At 69.7% G+C, this 18,410-nt stretch carries 16 protein-coding genes; 11 read left to right on the top strand and 5 right to left on the bottom strand.

The features are described 5' to 3' along the window. The first annotated feature begins 9 nt into the window (after window positions 1-9). From AB0J76_RS41385 to AB0J76_RS41355, 7 genes are all read left to right on the top strand, one after another. Complete coding sequence (locus tag AB0J76_RS41385; protein ID WP_364392890.1) at window positions 10-651, top strand: HAD family phosphatase; 642 nt, start codon at window positions 10-12, stop codon at window positions 649-651. An 85-nt stretch (window positions 652-736) separates the two neighbouring features. Continuing rightward, window positions 737-1,201 carry a cellulose synthase gene (locus AB0J76_RS41380; protein ID WP_352330504.1) on the top strand — a complete coding sequence of 155 codons (465 nt, stop codon included), beginning with the start codon at window positions 737-739 and terminating at the stop codon, window positions 1,199-1,201. A gap of 274 nt (window positions 1,202-1,475) precedes the next feature. After that, on the top strand, window positions 1,476-2,474 hold the full coding sequence (locus tag AB0J76_RS41375) for an ABC transporter permease (protein WP_352330502.1): 999 nt from the start codon (window positions 1,476-1,478) through the stop codon (window positions 2,472-2,474). 63 nt (window positions 2,475-2,537) lie between these two features. Next, the gene (locus tag AB0J76_RS41370) at window positions 2,538-4,304 is read left to right on the top strand and encodes an ABC transporter substrate-binding protein (RefSeq protein ID WP_352330500.1); all 1,767 of its coding nucleotides are present in this window, start codon (window positions 2,538-2,540) and stop codon (window positions 4,302-4,304) included. Window positions 4,305-4,397: 93 nt separating this feature from the next. After that, window positions 4,398-5,411, top strand: coding sequence for an ABC transporter permease (locus AB0J76_RS41365; protein ID WP_364392886.1), 1,014 nt, complete (start codon window positions 4,398-4,400; stop codon window positions 5,409-5,411). Beyond that, window positions 5,408-6,436, top strand: coding sequence for an ABC transporter ATP-binding protein (locus AB0J76_RS41360; RefSeq protein ID WP_352326883.1), 1,029 nt, complete (start codon window positions 5,408-5,410; stop codon window positions 6,434-6,436). Before AB0J76_RS41365 ends, AB0J76_RS41360 begins: the two co-directional genes overlap by 4 nt. Continuing rightward, window positions 6,433-7,464 (top strand): dipeptide ABC transporter ATP-binding protein, encoded by a 1,032-nt coding sequence (locus AB0J76_RS41355; protein WP_352326884.1) that lies wholly within the window; start codon window positions 6,433-6,435, stop codon window positions 7,462-7,464. The genes AB0J76_RS41360 and AB0J76_RS41355 overlap by 4 nt, the downstream gene beginning before the upstream one ends. Window positions 7,465-7,533: 69 nt before the next feature. Here the strand turns inward: AB0J76_RS41355 and AB0J76_RS41350 are convergent, their stop codons facing one another. From AB0J76_RS41350 to AB0J76_RS41340, 3 genes are all read right to left on the bottom strand, one after another. Continuing rightward, window positions 7,534-8,217 carry a response regulator transcription factor gene (locus AB0J76_RS41350; RefSeq protein ID WP_352326885.1) on the bottom strand — a complete coding sequence of 228 codons (684 nt, stop codon included), beginning with the start codon at window positions 8,215-8,217 and terminating at the stop codon, window positions 7,534-7,536. Next, window positions 8,214-9,389, bottom strand: coding sequence for a sensor histidine kinase (locus AB0J76_RS41345; protein ID WP_352326886.1), 1,176 nt, complete (start codon window positions 9,387-9,389; stop codon window positions 8,214-8,216). Before AB0J76_RS41345 ends, AB0J76_RS41350 begins: the two co-directional genes overlap by 4 nt. Window positions 9,390-9,461: 72 nt before the next feature. Beyond that, a complete protein-coding gene (locus tag AB0J76_RS41340; protein WP_352326887.1) occupies window positions 9,462-10,322 on the bottom strand; it encodes a RecB family exonuclease in 861 nt (286 codons plus the stop codon). Between the two features lie 116 nt (window positions 10,323-10,438). Between AB0J76_RS41340 and AB0J76_RS41335 the strand changes: the two genes are divergently transcribed. After that, window positions 10,439-11,575 carry a site-2 protease family protein gene (locus AB0J76_RS41335; protein ID WP_352326888.1) on the top strand — a complete coding sequence of 379 codons (1,137 nt, stop codon included), beginning with the start codon at window positions 10,439-10,441 and terminating at the stop codon, window positions 11,573-11,575. Window positions 11,576-11,892: 317 nt separating this feature from the next. Continuing rightward, a complete protein-coding gene (locus tag AB0J76_RS41330; protein ID WP_352326889.1) occupies window positions 11,893-13,407 on the top strand; it encodes an FHA domain-containing protein in 1,515 nt (504 codons plus the stop codon). A 323-nt stretch (window positions 13,408-13,730) separates the two neighbouring features. Here AB0J76_RS41330 and AB0J76_RS41325 read toward each other — a convergent pair whose 3' ends face one another. Continuing rightward, window positions 13,731-14,201: a hypothetical protein gene (locus tag AB0J76_RS41325; RefSeq protein ID WP_352326890.1), complete on the bottom strand. Its 471-nt coding sequence runs from the start codon at window positions 14,199-14,201 to the stop codon at window positions 13,731-13,733. A gap of 188 nt (window positions 14,202-14,389) precedes the next feature. After that, a complete protein-coding gene (locus AB0J76_RS41320; RefSeq protein ID WP_352326891.1) occupies window positions 14,390-15,481 on the bottom strand; it encodes a GNAT family N-acetyltransferase in 1,092 nt (363 codons plus the stop codon). A gap of 55 nt (window positions 15,482-15,536) precedes the next feature. On the opposite strand from AB0J76_RS41320, the gene AB0J76_RS41315 reads away from it, so the two are divergent. Together AB0J76_RS41315 and arc are read left to right on the top strand one after the other, a co-directional pair. Next, complete coding sequence (locus tag AB0J76_RS41315) at window positions 15,537-16,388, top strand: tRNA (adenine-N1)-methyltransferase (RefSeq protein WP_352326892.1); 852 nt, start codon at window positions 15,537-15,539, stop codon at window positions 16,386-16,388. Between the two features lie 204 nt (window positions 16,389-16,592). Beyond that, window positions 16,593-18,356, top strand: a complete 1,764-nt coding sequence (gene arc / locus AB0J76_RS41310) for a proteasome ATPase (protein ID WP_352326893.1) — start codon at window positions 16,593-16,595, stop codon at window positions 18,354-18,356. Window positions 18,357-18,410: the final 54 nt, after the last annotated feature.

The raw sequence follows: 18,410 nt of genomic DNA, 5'->3' as shown, positions 1-18,410 counted from the left end.
GGAAAGCACGTGGAAGCGGTCTTCTTCGACATGGACGGCCTGCTCGTCGACAGCGAGAAGGTCTGGCTGGAGATCGAGACCAGGGTGATGGCCAGGCTCGGCGCCGAGTGGACGCCGCAGCACCAGGCCCACCTGGTCGGCGGGTCCATGGAGCGCACGCTCGACTACATGCTCGCCGTCTCCGGGGCCGACGTGCCGGCGCCGACGGTGCAGGAGTGGATGGTCTCCGGCATGGTCGAGCGCCTGGCCGAGGGCGTCGCCGTCATGCCGGGGGCCGCCGAGCTGCTGGAGGCGCTGCGCGACGAGGGGGTGCCGGTCGGCCTGGTCACCTCGTCGATGCGGGAGATCGCCGACGCCGTGCTGAAGGGCTTCGGCGAAGACCGCTTCGACCTCGTCGTCACCGCCGCCGACGTCGAGCGGACCAAGCCCGACCCCGAGCCCTACCTCAAGGCCGCCGGGCTGCTCGGCGTCGAGCCGGTGCGCTGCGTGGTGCTGGAGGACTCACCCAACGGCGTGGCGGCCGCCACGGCGGCCGGCTGCGCCGTCGTGGCCGTGCCCAACCTGCTGCCCGTCGAGCCGGCCCCCGGCCGTCTGGTGGTCTCCTCGCTGGCCGACGTCGGCGTCGCCGATCTGCGCACGCTGATCCCCTAGGGGGCGTCTGGTCCTCGCGGAGGAGGGGCCCCCGTCGTTTCGCGTGCCAGGATGGAAGGCGTAGTCGAGACGAGGGGCGGCCTTAATGTTCAATCAGATCGCCTGGTTGCCGCTGTGCGCCGGGGTGACGGCGGTGGGGCTGGTGCTGAGCTTCCTGGCCTTCAGGCGCCGGGGAGCGGCCGCGGGGATGCGGCTGGCGGCCTGGTCCCTGCTGCCGGTGGCGGCCTACCTGACCGGCGCGCTCAGCGCGCTGTGGACGATCGGGGCGACCGCGGTGGGGTTCGTCACCGGGCTGGTGCTCAACCCGATGGTGTGGGCCGGTGTGGCCGTGGCGGGCCTGGCCGCCGTGCTGTTCGTGGTGTCCGGGGTGATGCGCGGCCGCAGGCTGTCCGTGGGGCGCAAGAAGAAGGCCGCTCCCGAGCCGGGCGGGAAGCCGCCGGTTCAGCCCGTAGCGAACAAGACCCAGCCGTCGGTGGCCCCGAAGACCGCCAAGAACGACGATGACTTCTCCGATATCGAAGCGCTTCTGAAGCGCCGCGGCATCAGCTGATTTCGGACGGAAACGGTCGTGGATCGGCACTGTCACAGTTCCGAGACCCAACCGGGACGGCCCGTAGACATTCACATCAAGATCGATACGAATAAGTTTCGCGTCAATCACAGTTGAGCCACATCGAGCGCTGAGGGACTGGTCATACCAGCTCAGGCCATAGATTCTGCCTCCTGGGGCCGCGACTCTGCGGACTCGCCTTGCACGGGCGCACTACCCTGACCGGGTCGCGCCGACACGGACGACGTCGTCTGGAATCCAGGGGGCCACTGGCATGACCGCACCGCTCGATCTTCCTGACTCGGCCGTCGAGGCCGGGCCGGAGACCGTTCTTGAGGGGGCGGAGTCTTCAGTCATCCGGGGGCGTTCCCTCGGGCAGATCGCCTGGATGCGCCTCAAGCGCGACCGCATCGCGATGACCGGCGGCATCGTCATCGTCCTGCTGATCCTCGTGGCGATCTTCGCGCCGCTGCTGGTGTCGTGGCTCGGTCACGACCCGGCCGAATGGCACCGGGAGAAGATCGACCCGGCGATCCAGGCTCCGATCGGCGCCTTCGGCGGCATGAGCTGGGACTTCCTGTTCGGTGTCGAGCCCACCACGGGCCGCGACCTGTTCAGCCGGATCCTGTACGGCGCCCGCATCTCGCTGCTGATCGCGTTCTTCGCGACGCTGCTGTGCGTGGTGATCGGCACCGTGCTCGGCATGATCGCCGGCTTCTTCGGCGGCTGGATCGACACCATCATCTCCCGCCTGATGGACATCTTCCTCGCCTTCCCGCTGCTGGTGTTCGCGCTGGCGCTGGCCGGCGTCATCCCCGACAAGGCGTTCGGCATGTCGGGCGACACCCTCAGGATCAGCCTGCTGGTGTTCATCATCGGCTTCTTCAACTGGCCCTACATCGGGCGCATCATCCGGGGCCAGACGCTCTCCCTGCGCGAGCGGGAGTTCGTCGACGCCTCCAGAAGCCTGGGCGCGCGCAACCACACGATCCTGTTCAAGGAGATCCTGCCCAACCTGCTCGCGCCGATCCTCGTGTACTCGACGCTGCTGATCCCGTCGAACATCCTGTTCGAGGCCGCACTCTCCTTCCTCGGCGTGGGCGTGCGGCCGCCGACCCCCACGTGGGGAGGCATGCTGGCTGAGGCGGTCCACAACTACGACGTGGCGCCCAACTTCATGATCTTCCCCGGCCTCGCGATCTTCATCACCGTGCTGGCGTTCAACCTGCTCGGTGACGGCCTCAGGGACGCCTTCGATCCCAAGGCCCGATAAGGCCTCGTGAGTAGTTATCCGCAAGTTCTCTCAACTCCTAGATTCAAGGGGTGTGTCAGGTCGATGAAGATGAGATCTAAGGCGTCGGCGATCGCGGTGACCGCCGCTCTCGCCGTGGTCGTCTCCGCGTGCGGCGGCGGCGGTGGCAGCAAGAACACCAGCGGCTCGGGCAGCGACGACAAGCCGTCCAGCAAGTACAACGCGGGTGTGACGGCGGTCATCAACCCGTCGGACAAGGTCGGCGGCACCCTCCACATGGGCATGCCCGGCGACTTCGACTCGGTGGACCCGGGCGACATGTACTACGGCTACGCCTGGAACTTCGCCCGCCTCTACACGCGCGCGCTCACCATGTTCAAGCCGGTCCCCGGCGAGGAGGGCCTGCAGCTCGTCGGCGACCTCGCCGAGGGCCTGGGCACGCCGAGCGACGGCGGCAAGACGTGGACGTACAAGCTGCGCAAGGGCGTCAAGTTCGAGGACGGCACCCCCGTGACCTCGAAGGACGTCAAGTACGGCGTGGCGCGCTCGCTGGACAAGGACATCCTGCCCAGCGGCCCGACGTACTTCAACGACTGGCTCGACGTCGGCAGCTACACCGGCCCGTACAAGATGAAGGGCAAGCTCGACGACTTCAAGGCGATCGAGACCCCCGACGACCAGACGATCGTCTTCCACCTGAAGAAGGCGTACGGCGGTTTCGACTACTTCGCCATGCTCCCGCAGACGGCCCCCGTGCCCGAGGCCAAGGACACCGGCTCGAAGTACAAGGAGCACCCGGTCGCGACCGGCCCGTACATGTTCAAGTCGCACGAGCTCACCAAGCGCATCGAGCTCGTCAAGAACCCGAACTGGGACGCGGCGACCGACCCCAACCGCAAGCAGCTCAACGACTCGATCGAGGTGCTGCTCGGCCAGAACGAGGACGACCTCGACCAGCGTCTGCTCTCCGGCAAGATCGACGTCAAGGTCAACAGCACCGGTGTCGCGGCCAACGCCCGCAAGACCGTGCTGACCGACGACAAGGTCAAGCAGTACGCCGACTCGGCCCCGATCGACCGCACCTGGTTCACCAACATCAACGGTGACGTGCCGCCGTTCGACAACATCCACTGCCGCAAGGCCGTGCTGTACGCGACGGACCGCTCGGCCATCCAGGGCGCCTACGGCGGCCCGGACGCCGGTGGCGACGTGGCCCTCAGCCTCATGCCGGCCAAGATGACCGGCTACGAGAAGATCGACCCCTACGGCGTCGAGGCCAACCCGACCGGTGACATCGCCAAGGCCAAGGAAGAACTGGCGGCCTGCGGCCAGCCCAACGGCTTCAGCACCACCATCTCCTTCCGCAACGAGCGCTCGGCCGAGAAGCAGACCGCCGAGTCGCTGCAGCAGTCGCTCGGCCGCGTGGGCATCAAGCTGGAGCTCAAGGGCTTCCCGCAGGGTGACTACTTCAAGCTGTACGCCGGCAAGCCCGACTTCGCCAAGAAGAACAACCTGGGCCTCATGGTCTACGGCTGGGGCGCCGACTACCCCGAGGGCTTCGGCTTCTTCCAGCAGATCGTCGACAGCCGGGTCATCCGTCCCGCCGGTAACACCAACCTCGGCGTGAAGGACCCCAAGATCGACGAGCTGATCGACCAGGCCGCGGGCGAGACCGACGCGACCAAGCGCAACAGCATCTGGGCCGCCGTCGACAAGCAGGTCATGGAGTCGGCCTACATCCTTCCCTACGTCTGGGCGCACGGCCTGTTCTACCGTCCGCCGCAGCTGAAGAACGTCTTCGTCTCCCAGAACTGGGGCATGTACGAGTTCCTCACGCTGAGCACCCAGTAGCAACGGCGCTAACTGCCGGAACGTCACGTACCGAAAGCAGGTGAAGGCTTCGGCGGCCGGGCTCACAAGGCCCGGCCGCCATGGCCGAGATCAGTGTTCACATACATTCTCAGACGGTTGATAGCGGCCGTCATGCTGCTCTTCGTGGTGAGCATCGCGACGTTCGCCATCTTCTTCCTCGTGCCTCGGCTCGCTGGGATGTCCGCTGACGACCTGGCCTCCCGGTACGTGGGCAAGGCGGCCAACGCCGAGGTGATCCACGACACGGCTGTGCGCCTCGGCTTCTACGACCCGATCCTGGTCCAGTACGGACGTTTCGTGCAGGGCATCTTCGTCGGCGTCGACCGCAACTACGGCCCCGGCATCGAGCACTGCCCGGCGCCCTGCTTCGGCTACAGCTACGTCAGCCAGAACCCGGTCCTGCCCGACCTGCTCAACCGCCTGCCGATCACCTTGTCGCTGGCGCTGGGCGCGGCCGTGGTGTGGGTCATCTTCGGCGTGGCCACCGGCGTGTTGTCGGCGCTGCGCCGCGGCAGCTTCTTCGACCGCCTGTCCATGGGCATCGCCCTGGCCGGCGTCTCGCTGCCGATCTTCTTCACCGGCATCGTCTCCCTGGCCATCTTCCGCGACCAGCTCGGCCTGGTCGGCGACGTGGCCGACTGGGTGCCGATCAGCGAAGACCCGCTCACCTGGGCCAACAACCTCATGCTGCCCTGGGTGACGCTCGCCTTCCTGTACGCCGCCGGCTACGCCCGCCTCACCCGCGCGGGCATGCTGGAGACCATGTCGGAGGACTACATCCGCACGGCCAGGGCCAAGGGCCTGCCCGAGCGGAAGGTGGTGGTCAAACACGGGTTGCGGGCCACGCTCACCCCCGTGGTCACCATGTTCGGTCTCGACCTGGGGCTGCTGCTCGGCGGCGCCGTCCTGACCGAGAGCACCTTCTCGCTGCCCGGCATCGGCAAGTACGCCGTCGACGCCATCAGCAACAACGACCTTCCCCAGGTGATGGGCGTCACGATCGTCGCGGCGGCCTTCATCATCCTGGCCAACCTGATCGTCGACCTGCTCTACGCGGTCGTTGACCCGAGAGTGAGGCTGGCGTGAGTCCCTTTCTCGACGTCAAGGACCTGAAGATCCACTTCCCGACCGACGACGGCCTGGTCAGGTCCGTCGACGGGCTGACCTTCAGCCTCGAACGCGGCAAGACCCTCGGCATCGTCGGCGAGTCCGGCTCGGGCAAGTCGGTGACCAGCCTCGGCATCCTCGGCCTGCACAAGGGCAAGGGCGCCAACGTCTCGGGCGAGATCTGGCTCGACGGCGAGGAGCTCGTGGGCGCCTCGCAGGAGCACGTGCGCGGGCTGCGCGGCAAGAAGATGGCGATGATCTTCCAGGATCCGCTGTCGGCCATGCACCCCTTCTACACGGTCGGCGACCAGATCGTCGAGGCGTACCGGATCCACCACAAGGTCACCAAGGCCGTCGCCAAGAAGCACGCCGTGGACATGCTGGGCCGCGTGGGCATCCCCGAGCCGCAGCGCCGCGTCGACTCCTACCCGCACGAGTTCTCCGGCGGCATGCGCCAGCGCGCGATGATCGCCATGGCGCTGTCGTGCGACCCCGAACTGCTCATCGCCGACGAGCCGACCACCGCGCTCGACGTGACCGTGCAGGCCCAGATCCTCGACCTCATGGTCGACCTGCAGCGCGAGTTCAACTCCGCGCTGATCATCATCACCCACGACCTGGGCGTGGTGGCCGAGCTGTCCGACGACATCCTGGTCATGTACGGCGGCAAGTGCATCGAGTACGGCACCGCCGACGACATCTTCTACCGTCCCGAGCACCCCTACACATGGGGTCTACTGGGATCGATGCCCCGCCTCGACCGGGAGCCCACCGAACGGCTGCTGCCGATCAAGGGCTCGCCGCCGTCCCTGATCAACGTGCCTCCGGGCTGCGCCTTCCACCCCCGCTGTCCCTACGCCGAGCGCACCGGGGGCAAGTCCAGCGGTGAGGTGCCCGGCCTGATCGAGACCGAGGGCGGCCACCTGGTGCGCTGCCACATGAGCAGGACGGAGCGGCGGGAGCTGTGGGAGAACGAGATCAAGCCAGTGCTGGAGAGCCAGTGAGCGAGACGGTGACCGCGAACGAGCCGCTTCTTTCCGTCCAGGGGCTGGAGAAGCACTTCCCGGTGACGAAGGGCCTGCTCAAGCGGCAGGTCGGCGCCGTCAAGGCGGTCGACGGGGTCAGCTTCGACGTCTACAAGGGCGAGACGCTCGGCCTGGTGGGGGAGTCCGGCTGCGGCAAGTCCACCACCGGCCGCCTGGTCACCAGGCTCCTTGAGCCGACCGGCGGCAAGGTCGTCTTCGAGGGCCAGGACATCACGCACATGGGGCAGGGCAGGCTCAGGCCGCTCCGCCGCGACATGCAGATGATCTTCCAGGACCCGTTCTCGTCGCTGAACCCCCGCCACACCGTCGGCACCATCGTCGGCGCGCCGTTCCGCATCCAGGGCGTGCAGACCGAGAACGGCGTCAAGAAGGCGGTCCAGGACATCCTCGCCCTGGTCGGGCTCAACCCCGAGCACTACAACCGCTACCCGCACGAGTTCTCCGGCGGTCAGCGGCAGCGCATCGGCATCGCCCGCACGCTCGCGCTCAAGCCCAAGCTCATCATCGCCGACGAGCCGGTCTCGGCGCTCGACGTGTCCATCCAGGCCCAGGTCGTCAACCTGCTGGAGGACCTGCAGAACGAGCTCGACCTGACCTACGTCGTGATCGCCCACGACCTGTCGGTGGTGCGCCACATCAGCGACCGGGTCGCGGTCATGTACCTGGGCAAGATCGTCGAGATCGCCGACCGCAAGAGCCTCTACAGCTCGCCGATGCACCCCTACACCAACGCCCTGCTGTCGGCCGTGCCCGTGCCCGACCCCAAGGCGCGCAAGGAACGCGAGCGCATCCGGCTCACCGGCGACGTGCCGAGCCCGCTCAACCCGCCGCCGGCCTGCCGCTTCCACACCCGCTGCTGGAAGGCGCAGGAGATCTGCAAGACGGTCGAGCCTCCGCTGGAGGAGCTGGCCGGCGGCCACCGCGTGGCCTGCCACTTCCCGGAGAACGCGCCCGCCGCCGCGACCGCCGCGGCGACCCAGGCCTGAACCGAGCCTGATCGGGCCTGAACGCGGGCCTGACCTTGCGGCCGCCGCCCTCCTGCCGGGGCGGCGGCCTCAGGACATCGCGCCGGGCGTGATCAGCCCGGTCTCGTACGCCAGCACCACGGCCTGCACCCGGTCGCGCAGCCCCAGCTTGGTCAGCACGTTGCCCACGTGCGTCTTGACCGTCGTCTCGCTCACCACGAGCTTGGCCGCGATCTCCGCGTTGGACATGCCCTTGGCGATCAGCCGCAGCACCTCCAGCTCCCGCTCGGTCAGCCGGTCGAGACGGGCCGGCGTGGCCTGCTCGTAGGCCGAGGGCAGCCGCTTGGAGAACCGGTCGAGCAGCCGCCTGGTCACGCTCGGCGCCACGATCGCGTCGCCCGCCGCCACCACCCGGATCGCCTGCACCAGCTCGTCGGGCGGCACGTCCTTCAGCAGGAAGCCCGACGCCCCCGACCGCAGCGCCTCCACGATGTACTCGTCGAGGTCGAACGTGGTCAGCACCAGCACCTTCGGCACGTGCGCGGTGGGCGCGGCCTCCCGCACGATCCGGCGGGTCGCCTCGATGCCGTCGACGCCCGGCATGCGGATGTCCATGAGCACCACGTCCGGCAGCAGCGCCCTGGTCTGCTCCATCGCGCCGTTGCCGTCGCCGGCCTGGCCGACCACCGTGATGTCGGACTCGGCCTCCAAGATCAGGCGGAATCCCGTGCGCAGCAGCGGCTGGTCGTCCACCAGCAGCACTCTGATCGTCATTGGCCGTCCTTCAACGGGAACCTCGCCCGCACCTCGAAACCGCCCCCCGGTCGCGGACCGATGTTCAGAATTCCACCATAGAGTGCGACCCGCTCGCGAATGCCGACCAGGCCGTGGCCCGGCCGGTCGGCCGCCGGCGCCGTGCCCCGGCCGTCGTCCTCGACGCGTACGTCAAGGCCCGAGGGGTCGTGGGAGACGGTGACCACCGCCTCGGCCCCGGCCCCCGCGTGCCGCAGGCTGTTCGTCAGCCCCTCCTGGACCAGCCGGTAGGCGGCCAGGTCGACCCCGGCGGGCAGCGGCCGCGGCTCGCCCTCCACCTGCAGCCGCGTGGGCAGCCCCGCCTCGCGCATCTGCTCCACCAGCCCCGGCAGGTCGCCCACGCCGGGCTGCGGCCCCAGCTCGGCCCGCGCGTCGGTACGCAGCACGCCCACGATGTTGCGCATCTCGGACATGGCCAGCCGCCCGGTGTTCTCGATCGCCGACAGCGCCTCCCGCGCCAGGTCGGGATCGGCGGCCAGCACCCGCCGCGCCGCGGCCGCCTGCACCGTCATCACGCTCACGTGGTGGGCCACCACGTCGTGCAGCTCACGGGCGATGCGCGAGCGCTCCTCGGCCCGCGCGGCCCGCGTGTCGGCCGCGTGGGCCCGCTCCAGCCTGGCCGCCCGGTCGCGCAGCTCCTCCAGGTACGCCCGCCGCAGCCGCAGGCTCCTGCCCGCCCCCCAGACCGCCAGCAACACCAGGACCGCCACCACGTGCCCGCTCACGCCCGGCGGCGTGACCGGGCCCGCCAGCGCCCCCACCGCGTACGTCAGCAGCGAGACCAGCAGCCCGCCCAGCGCCACCGCCAGCCCCCGGTTGGAGGCCACCGAGTACACCAGCACCAGGCTGGACACCCCCGACGCGCCGGTGCCGTAACCCAGCGCGGTCAGCGCCGTCTCGGGGATCAGGCCCGCGCACAGCGCCGCCAGCGGCCAGCGCCTGCGCACCGCGATGGGCGCGGCGGCCAGCACCAGCAGCGACGCCCCGAGCCCGTCGGGCGCGCGCATGCTCACCGTCGTCAGCTCCGCCGGCTCCAGGCGCTCGGGCCCGTAGAGGAGGAAGAGCGTCACCGAGGCCGCGGCCACCACCACGGCCAGGACCGTGTCGTGGAACAGGGGTCGGTCGATCCGCACCGCTTCACTGTAGGCCCAGGTGAGAGCCTTGAACTCCTCCCTCCGGAGGATAAGGGGCGGCCTGTCGGAGGGCTACAGCTCGTCGGTGGCCGCGCGCCGGTTGCTGCGCACCGTGTCGCCCGGCTGGCGGTCGGGCACCGGCGGCGGGGTGCCGCCGAACTCCGGGCACAACGCCTGGTGGTCGCACCAGTCGCACAGCTTGCTGCGGCGCGCCCGCCACTCGCCGGTCTCCAGCGCCCGCTCGATCGCCGTCCACAGCGCCATCACCTTGCGCTCGGTGGCCAGCAGGTCGGCCTCGTCGGGGGCGTAACGCAGCACCTCGCCGCGCCCGCCCAGGTAGACCAGCTGCAGCAGCCGGGGCACCTGCCCGCGCAGCCGCCACAGCACCAGCGCGTAGAACTTCATCTGGAACAGCGCCTTGGCCTCGAAGTCGGGGCCAGGCGCGCTGCCCGTCTTGTAGTCGACCACCCGGACCTCGCCGGTGGGCGCCACGTCGAGCCGGTCGACGTAGCCCCGCAGCATCAGGCCGCCCTCCAGCACCGCCTGCACGTAGAGCTCGCGCTCGGCCGGCTCCAGCCGGGTCGGGTCCTCCAGCGTGAAGTAGCGCTCCAGCATCGCCCGCGCCTGCGCCAGCCACTCGGCCTGCTCGGCGTCGTCGGCGAACATCCGCGCGTACTGCTCGTCCTCCTGCAGCAGCCGCTGCCACTGGGGCTCCAGCAGCTCCAGCGCCGCCTGCACCGACCGGCGCGGCGCCGGCAGGTCGTAGAGCCGCTCCAGCACGGCGTGCACCACGGTGCCGCGCACGGCCGCGGGGGAGGGTTTCTCGGGCAGCTGGTCGATGACCCGGAACCGGTAGAGCAGGGGACAGGTCATGAAATCGCCTGCCCGGGACGGGGAGAGAGCTCCGATGATCACCGGTTCGGTCAACGTCATGCACCGCACTCTAGGTCAAGAGCCCGACAGAATAACCCTCGCCGGGACGAGGATCACGTGATCCGGCGCGTAGCATCGAGGCAGCAACAGCACGTAATGGACGTACGAGGAGTGCGGTGAGCGAGCAGAGCCCGCGTCAGGAGTTCCCCGGCCTTCGGATGGGGCGGCCCTTCGGCATCCCGGTGTACGTCTCCTGGACGTGGTTCATCGTCGCTGCCTTCATCACCGTCATGTTCGGCCCCCGCATGCGCGACATGCTGCCCGAGCTGGACAACACCGTCGCCTACGCGGTGGCCTTCGTCTTCGCCGTGCTGCTCTACGTCTCGGTGCTGCTGCACGAGCTGGCCCACAGCGTGCTGGCCAAGGCGTTCGGCCTGCCGGTGCGCCGGATCACCCTCTACTTCCTCGGCGGCGTGTCGGAGATCGAGAAGGAGCCGCCCACGCCGGGCAAGGAGTTCCTGGTCGCCGCCGCCGGGCCGGCCCTGTCGCTGGGCCTGGCCGGGCTCGGCCTGCTCGCCGACACGTACGTGATCAACGACGGCGGCATCGCCGAGGTGCTCATCTGGCAGCTGTGGGTGGCCAACCTCATCGTCGGCGTGTTCAACCTGCTGCCCGGCCTGCCGCTCGACGGCGGCCGGATGCTGCGCGCGGGCGTGTGGAAGCTGACCAGGAACCCCGGCTCCGGCACGGTCGTGGCCGCCTGGGGCGGGCGCGTGCTGGCCGTGCTGCTGGTCGTCCTGCCGTTCGCGACGTCGATGACGAGCGGGCAGGAGTTCGACCCCGTCGAACTGCTGTGGCCGGTGGTGCTGGCCTCCTTCATCTGGATGGGCGCCACCCAGTCGCTGCGCGTGGCCCGCATCCGCGCCCGCATCCCGCAGGTCAACGCGCGCGCGCTGGCCCGCAGGGCGATCCCGGTGGCGGCCGAGACGCCGCTGGCCGAGGCGCTGCGGCAGGCCGCCGAGCAGCGGGCCGGCGCCATGGTGGTGGTCGACCACGACGGACGGCCGGTCGCCATCGTCAACGAGGCCGCCGTCCAGGCCACCCCCGAGCACCGGCGCCCGTGGGTCGACGTGGGCTCGCTGGCCAAGGCGCTCGAACCGACCATGGTGCTGGCCGCCGACCTGACCGGCGAGCCGCTCATCGACGCCATGCGCTCGGCTCCCGCGGGGGAGTACCTGCTGGTGGAGCACGGCGGCGACATCTACGGCGTGCTCGCCACCGCCGACGTCAACCGCGTCTTCACCGGGGTCTGACATGCCCGGCGCGTTTGCGGCTAAGGTCTTGTCCGGCCACTTCCCGTAGCCCGGCGATTTCGATGCCAGGACGGCAGGCCGATAGTCTTCTGTTTGGCCGAACTTGCACAGTTGACGGGTTGGTCGTGGTCCACCGGTTCATCGAATCGAGACGCCTGGGCCGCGACACGGCGCCGTCGTCTGGGTATGCGTATGGCTGGTGGCCGGCACGGCAGTGCGGGTGCCGTAATATCGCCGGCTTCCGGGGAGGAGAGTTGAGTGACCGAGCGCAGCGAGGGCACCGATGAGCGCAGCACGGTCGTCATGGGGGAGGGCGCATGAGCGGCCAGGGCTTCGGAGTGGTGCGTCCCCTTCCCGGCGACGGGCTGGTCGCCTACATCGGCGGCCTGCTGCTGGTGTGCGACGCGGGCGAGGCGGCCGCCGACGGCCTGATCGAGGCGCTGCGCGAGACGGCGGCCTCCGGCGGCGACGGCCGGGCGCTGGCCCGCCGCGCGGCGCAGGTGCTGGCCGCCAACATGGCGGGCGACCCGGCCACGTGCGCGGTCGCCGGTCCCGTGGGCGGTGGCGTGGCCGTGCTGGTCAGCGGTTCGGCCTCGGCCTCGGTCAGCACCTCCGGCGGCGAGACGCGCCTGGCCGGCAGCGACTCCCTCACCTGGGCCGACCGGCTGATCAGCGGCCCGGTCGAGCGCGTCGAGCTCACCTTGCCCGGCGCCGGCAGTGCGCATCCCGCGGTCGGCTTCGAGGGGGGCGTCGTCCACGGCGGCGGCCTGATCGGCGACCTCACCGACCAGCCGTCGCACGTCCGTCCCCAGGGGCAGGCGGCCGACCGGTCCAGGCCGCTCACCAGCGAGATGCCCAACACGGCCCTGCACATGGAGCCCGACCTGGCCCCGCCTCCCGAGCGGCCGGTCGAGCGGCCGGTGGAACGGCCCGTCGAACGGCCTCCCTACCCGCTGGCCGACCAGCCGCCGATCGTCCAGGGTCCGCCCTCGGGCGCGCAGGCCGGCGTCCCACACCCCGGCCCCCAGCCCGGTGCCCACTCCGGCCCGCCGTCGCTGGACCAGCCGCCCTTCGGCCAGGAGCAGGCCCCGTTCGGCCACGAGCAGCCGCCCTACCTCCCGCCCCAGGACCAGCCGCCCTTCCTGCCCGCGCAGGAGCAGCCCCACCCCGAGCCCCAGCAGCAGTTCCCGTCCTACGACGAGCTGCCGCCGTCCGGCAACGGCATGGCCGACCAGCCGCAGCAGCACATGGGCCCGCCCGATCACTTCGACCAGCCGGCACCGCCCGTGCTCGGCCCGCCGGAGCACTTCGACCACCCGGGGCCGCCGCCGCAGGAGCAGCAGGGCGACCACGGCGACCGCCCGCTGGTCTACGGGGTCGACTGCAAGAACGACCACTTCAACGACCCCAGGGTGCCCTACTGCGCCGTCTGCGGCATCGCCCTGGTGCAGCGGACGCTGGTGCCGTACAAGGGGCCGCGGCCCTCGCTCGGGGTGCTCATCCTCGACGACGGCACGGCGCTGCCGCTGGAGAGCGACTACCTGCTGGGCCGTGACCCCGAGCGCGCGCCCGAGGTGGCGGGCGGCTCGGCCAGGCCCGCCAAGGTCACCAGCCCCGACGGCTCGGTCTCGCGCCGCCACCTGCGGGTGGCCCTCGACGGCTGGGACGTCAACCTGGTCGACCTCGGCTCGGTCAACGGCACCCAGATCCAGCCGCCCGGCGACCCCAACTTCTACGACATCCCGCCGAACGAGCCGGTCACCATCGCCCCCGGCACGACGGTCCGGGTGGGCGTCTCCCGCACCCTCCGTTTCGAGGCCCATCGGGGCTGATCCCGGCATCCGTCCGCCCGCACCTCTTTCCCGGGGTGCGGGCGTTCGTGTTTCCGGAAAACGCCTTACGGAAATGCGTCGGGAAGGTCTGCTGTCGAATAGCTGAATGGGAATTGCCGGGGTCGGGGGAGTGGGCAAGTAAGGGTATTTCGCGGGTGCTGGGCGATATTTCGGGAAAAGTCAGGACCCTGTCTGCGGCCCTCTCGGAAAGAGAGATCCAGGCCGCCCCAAAGGGGCCGGCCGTGCGAACGGGCCGGCCGTCCCGAGGCGGCGGTGTGTCCCGAGGCGGCCGGGCGTCCCGAGTGGGCTGTTGGGGCGGAGGGTCAGGTGGGGCGGAGGGGGCGGACGCCGCGAAGCAGTCGCACGGCGGCCTCCAGTCCGCGGACCCCCTCCACCGCCCGTCCCGCCGCCGTCGCGTACCGGCTCAACAGGTGTTCGTCCCGCTCCTGGAAGCCGCGTCCTGCCACCCACACGAACGCGTGGTCGCGGACCTGCGCCGGCACCGGCACGGCCAGGAAGCCCGGCTCGCCCATCGTCTCGTCCCGCGCCAGCCGTAGCGCCCCCTCCGCGACGGCCAGCTCCTTCAGCACCCCCGACCCCGACAACCACCGCCGCACCCGCAGCGGGTCTCCCGGCGGCGCGTGGACGTGCAACGGACGGGCGTCCCGCCGCAGCACGTCCACGTGGACGAACCCGGCGTACGCGGTGCCCGCCACGGCCGCCGCGCCGCGCGCGAGCCGTTCGATCACGTCGGCGACCTCCAGGCAGGAGAACGCGGTGATGAGTTCACGCATGGCGATATCGACACGGTTGTTTGGCATCGCGGTGATTCCCTCGGTTGGAGGGGGAAGAGATCGCGCGGCCCGATCACGCGAAACTCCGAACGGTGCCCCGGAGTATCACCCTCGACGCGGCTCCTGACTAGCCCTCAACAGGAAATTGCGATTTTTCCGCATTTCGCAGGCAGAGCCGGTGGAGCGGTTCACGACGGGCGCAGCCGCACCCACTCCACGTCGTCCGCCCGCGTGCCGTCCGGCTTCGGGAACAGCTCCCGGTGCAGGCTCTCCCTGCTGAAACCGGCACGTTCCAGCACCGCGTGCGAGGCCGTGTTCTCCACGTCGGTGCCCGCCACCACCCGATGCAGGGCCGTGCGCGCGAACGCCCAGTCGACCAGCAGCCGCACCGCGCGGGTCATGAACCCCCTGCCGCGGAAATCCGGCACCAGCGAGTAGCCGATCATGGCCTGCCCGAGCACGGGGACGACCTGCATGAGCTGGAGGTGCCCGGCGAACGCGCCGGTGGCGGCGTCCCTGACCGCCAGCTCGATCCGCTGCCCGGTGACCCACCAGTAGCCGGTGCAGCGGCAGCGCTGCTCGTCCTCCTCCAGGGAGCCGGGCGGGGTCAGGGAGTAGGCGGTCACGCTCGGGTCGCACATCATCCGGTGGTACTCGGGTGCGTCCTCCACCGCGAGCGGCACGAGCCGCACCACGCCGTCGGTCAGCTCGCCGCCGTCGAAGAAGGGCAGGTACGGCTCCTCGGCCACCGCCGGCTCCCCGGCGATCCGGGCGAAGGACACCAGGTCGACCCACCGCCCGTCGCGCAGCCGCTTGGCCCTGCGCCGCCGGCCCTCCTCGCGGAACCCGGCCCTGAGCGCGACCCTGAGGCTGGCCACGTTCTCCACCTCGGCCTGCAGCTCCACCCGGTGCACGCCCTGGTCGGCCAGCCAGTCGGACACCGCCCTGGCGGCCCGGGCGGCCACGCCCCTGCCGCGCGCCCACGGCGCCACCACGTAGCCGATCTCGACCGTGCCCCAGCGGTCGGGCGGCTGCACCCCGATCGCGCCGCAGTAGCGGCCGTCCTCGGTGACGGCCCACTCCGCGCCGCCCGAGGCCCACTTGTCCTCGGCGAACTTCAGGTAGGCGCGGGCGTCCTCGACCCGGTACGGCGACGGCACCAGCGGCAGATGCCGGGCGGTGACGGGATCGTCCATCATGCGCGCGATCGCCTCGGCGTCGGGGTCGGCGGGCATTCGCAGGATCAGGGGGCCGGTGGAGATCACGTCGCGCGGGAGCATCCCCCATAGATACCGTGCGTCCGGAGGCGTGAGAAACCCATATAACCTTGCCGACATGGGTTTCCGCAGGCATGGGCCGTTCCAGGCAGGGGATCAGGTGCAGCTCACCGACCCCAAGAACAAGCGCCACACGATCACGCTCAAGCAGGACGGCGTCTTCCACACGCACAAGGGCGCCATCCCGCACAGCGAGCTGATCGGGCAGCCTGAAGGCTCCGTCGTGCGGTCCTCCGGCGGCACCGCCTACCTCGCCTTCCGCCACCTGCTCCAGGACTACACGCTGGCGATGCCGCGCGGCGCGGCCGTCATCTACCCCAAGGACGCCTCGATGATCGTCGGCATGGCCGACGTCTTCCCCGGCGCCCGGGTGATCGAGGCCGGCGTCGGCTCCGGCGCCCTGACCTGCTTCCTGCTGCGCGCCGTCGGCCCCGAGGGCCACGTCACCTCCTACGAGCGCCGCGAGGAGTTCTCCGAGGTGGCCCGCAAGAACGTGGAGAAGTTCTTCGGCGACCCGATGGAGGACAACTGGCGCCTGGTCGTCGGCGACCTGGTCTCCTCGATCGACGAGGCCGACGTCGACCGCGTCATCCTCGACATGCTCGCCCCCTGGGAGTGCGTCGACGCCGCCGCCAAGGCCCTCACGCCCGGCGGCGTCATCTGCTGCTATGTCGCCACCACCACCCAGATGTCCAAGACCGTGGAGGCCATTCGCGATCACGGGTGTTTCACCGAGCCTCATGCGTGGGAGACCCTGGTTCGCGACTGGCATGTCGAAGGGCTCGCGGTACGTCCCGATCATCGGATGATCGGCCACACCGGCTTCCTCGTCAGCGCCCGCCGCATGGCAGACGGAGTGACGCCGCCACCGCGACGCCGCCGACCGAAGGGAACCACCGAGGAACTATGACAATTTGGCCACGAGGGTGCGTTGGTGCGTGACACGGGAACAGATCGCCGTGTTCATATGCTGGGAGTATTAAACGCACCATTGGGAATTATTCACCGAATACTGCATGTCACTCGACGAACACTGCCCGGCCAGGTTACGGAGGGGCCCGAGATAGGTAAGGTCCTTAGTAGTCGCCCTCGACTGGGAAGGAGGTGACGGGGCGTGGCAGCTCGCGATGATGCTGAGGCTCGAGCCGCGCAGCGCGAACGGGAGGTCGCTGATCTTTCAACACAGGTCTCCTTCCTGCAGGAGGAGATCACCGCGCTGAGGCGGAAGCTGGCCGAGTCACCCCGTCAGGCCAGAGTCCTCGAAGAGCGTCTCCATGAGGCACAGGCGAATCTCGCGGCCGTGACAGGCCAGAACGAGCGCCTGGTGGCCACACTCAAGGAGGCCCGGGACCAGATCGTCGCTCTCAAGGAGGAGGTCGACCGGCTGGCGCAGCCGCCGTCCGGCTTCGGCACCTTCCTTGAAGCCCGAGAAGACGGCACGATCGAGGTGTTCACCGGAGGGCGCAAGCTCCGGGTGAACGTCAGCCCCGCCGTCGACGTCGACTCGCTGAGGCGTGGCCAGGAGGTCATGCTCAACGAAGCACTCAACGTGGTCGAGGCACTCGGCTACGAAGAGGTCGGCGAGATCGTCATGCTCAAGGAACTGCTGGACGAGGGCAGGCGTGCCCTGGTCATCTCGCACGCCGACGAGGAGCGCGTCGTGCGACTGGCCGACTCGCTGGTCGGCCAGCCCATCAGGGCCGGTGACTCGCTCCTGCTCGAACCCCGCTCCGGCTACGTCTACGAGCGCATACCCAAGTCCGAAGTCGAAGAGCTCGTGCTCGAGGAGGTCCCCGACATCTCCTACGAGGAGATCGGCGGGCTCATGCGGCAGATCGAGCAGATCAGGGACGCCATCGAGCTGCCCTACCTGCACGCCGACCTGTTCCGCGAGCACAAACTCCGTCCCCCGAAGGGCGTGCTGCTCTACGGCCCGCCCGGCTGCGGCAAGACGCTCATCGCCAAGGCGGTCGCCAACTCCCTGGCCAAGCAGGTCGCGGAGAAGACCGGCCAGTCCGGCAAGAGCTTTTTCCTCAACATCAAGGGCCCGGAGCTGCTCAACAAGTACGTCGGCGAGACCGAGCGGCACATCCGCCTGGTCTTCCAGCGGGCCCGTGAGAAGGCCTCCGAGGGCACCCCGGTGATCGTGTTCTTCGACGAGATGGACTCGATCTTCCGCACCCGAGGCTCCGGCGTCTCGTCCGACGTGGAGAACACCATCGTCCCTCAGCTGCTGTCGGAGATCGACGGCGTCGAGGGCCTGGAGAACGTCATCGTGATCGGCGCCTCCAACCGCGAGGACATGATCGACCCCGCGATCCTGCGGCCGGGCCGCCTGGACGTGAAGATCAAGATCGAGCGGCCCGACGCCGAGGCGGCCAAGGACATCTTCTCCAAGTACCTGCTGGCCGACCTTCCCCTGCACCCCGACGATCTGTCCGAGCACGGCGACTCTCGCGAGGCGACGATCCACGGCATGATCCAGAGTGTGGTGGAGCGCATGTACACCGAGAGCGAGGAGAACCGCTTCCTCGAGGTGACCTACGCCAACGGTGACAAGGAAGTCCTCTACTTCAAGGACTTCAACTCCGGCGCGATGATCCAGAACATCGTCGACCGGGGCAAGAAGATGGCCATCAAGCAGTTCCTGGAGAGCGGCCAGAAGGGCCTGCGGGTGCAGCACCTGCTCACCGCCTGCGTCGACGAGTTCTCCGAGAACGAAGACCTGCCCAATACCACCAACCCCGACGACTGGGCCCGCATCTCCGGCAAGAAGGGCGAGCGGATCGTCTACATCCGCACGCTGGTCTCCGGCAAGCAGGGCACCGAGGCCGGCCGTTCGATCGACACGGTCGCCAACACCGGCCAGTACCTGTAGGGAACGTCTGGAAAGGGCCGCGCGGCCGTCCGCGCGGCCCTTTCCATGCCCGCC

It is taken from the genome of Nonomuraea sp. NPDC049624 (genome assembly GCF_040675255.1).
Taxonomy (GTDB): domain Bacteria; phylum Actinomycetota; class Actinomycetes; order Streptosporangiales; family Streptosporangiaceae; genus Nonomuraea.
The sequence above is the reverse complement of the archived record's forward strand: the minus strand, read 5'-3'. Positions and strand labels throughout refer to the sequence as shown.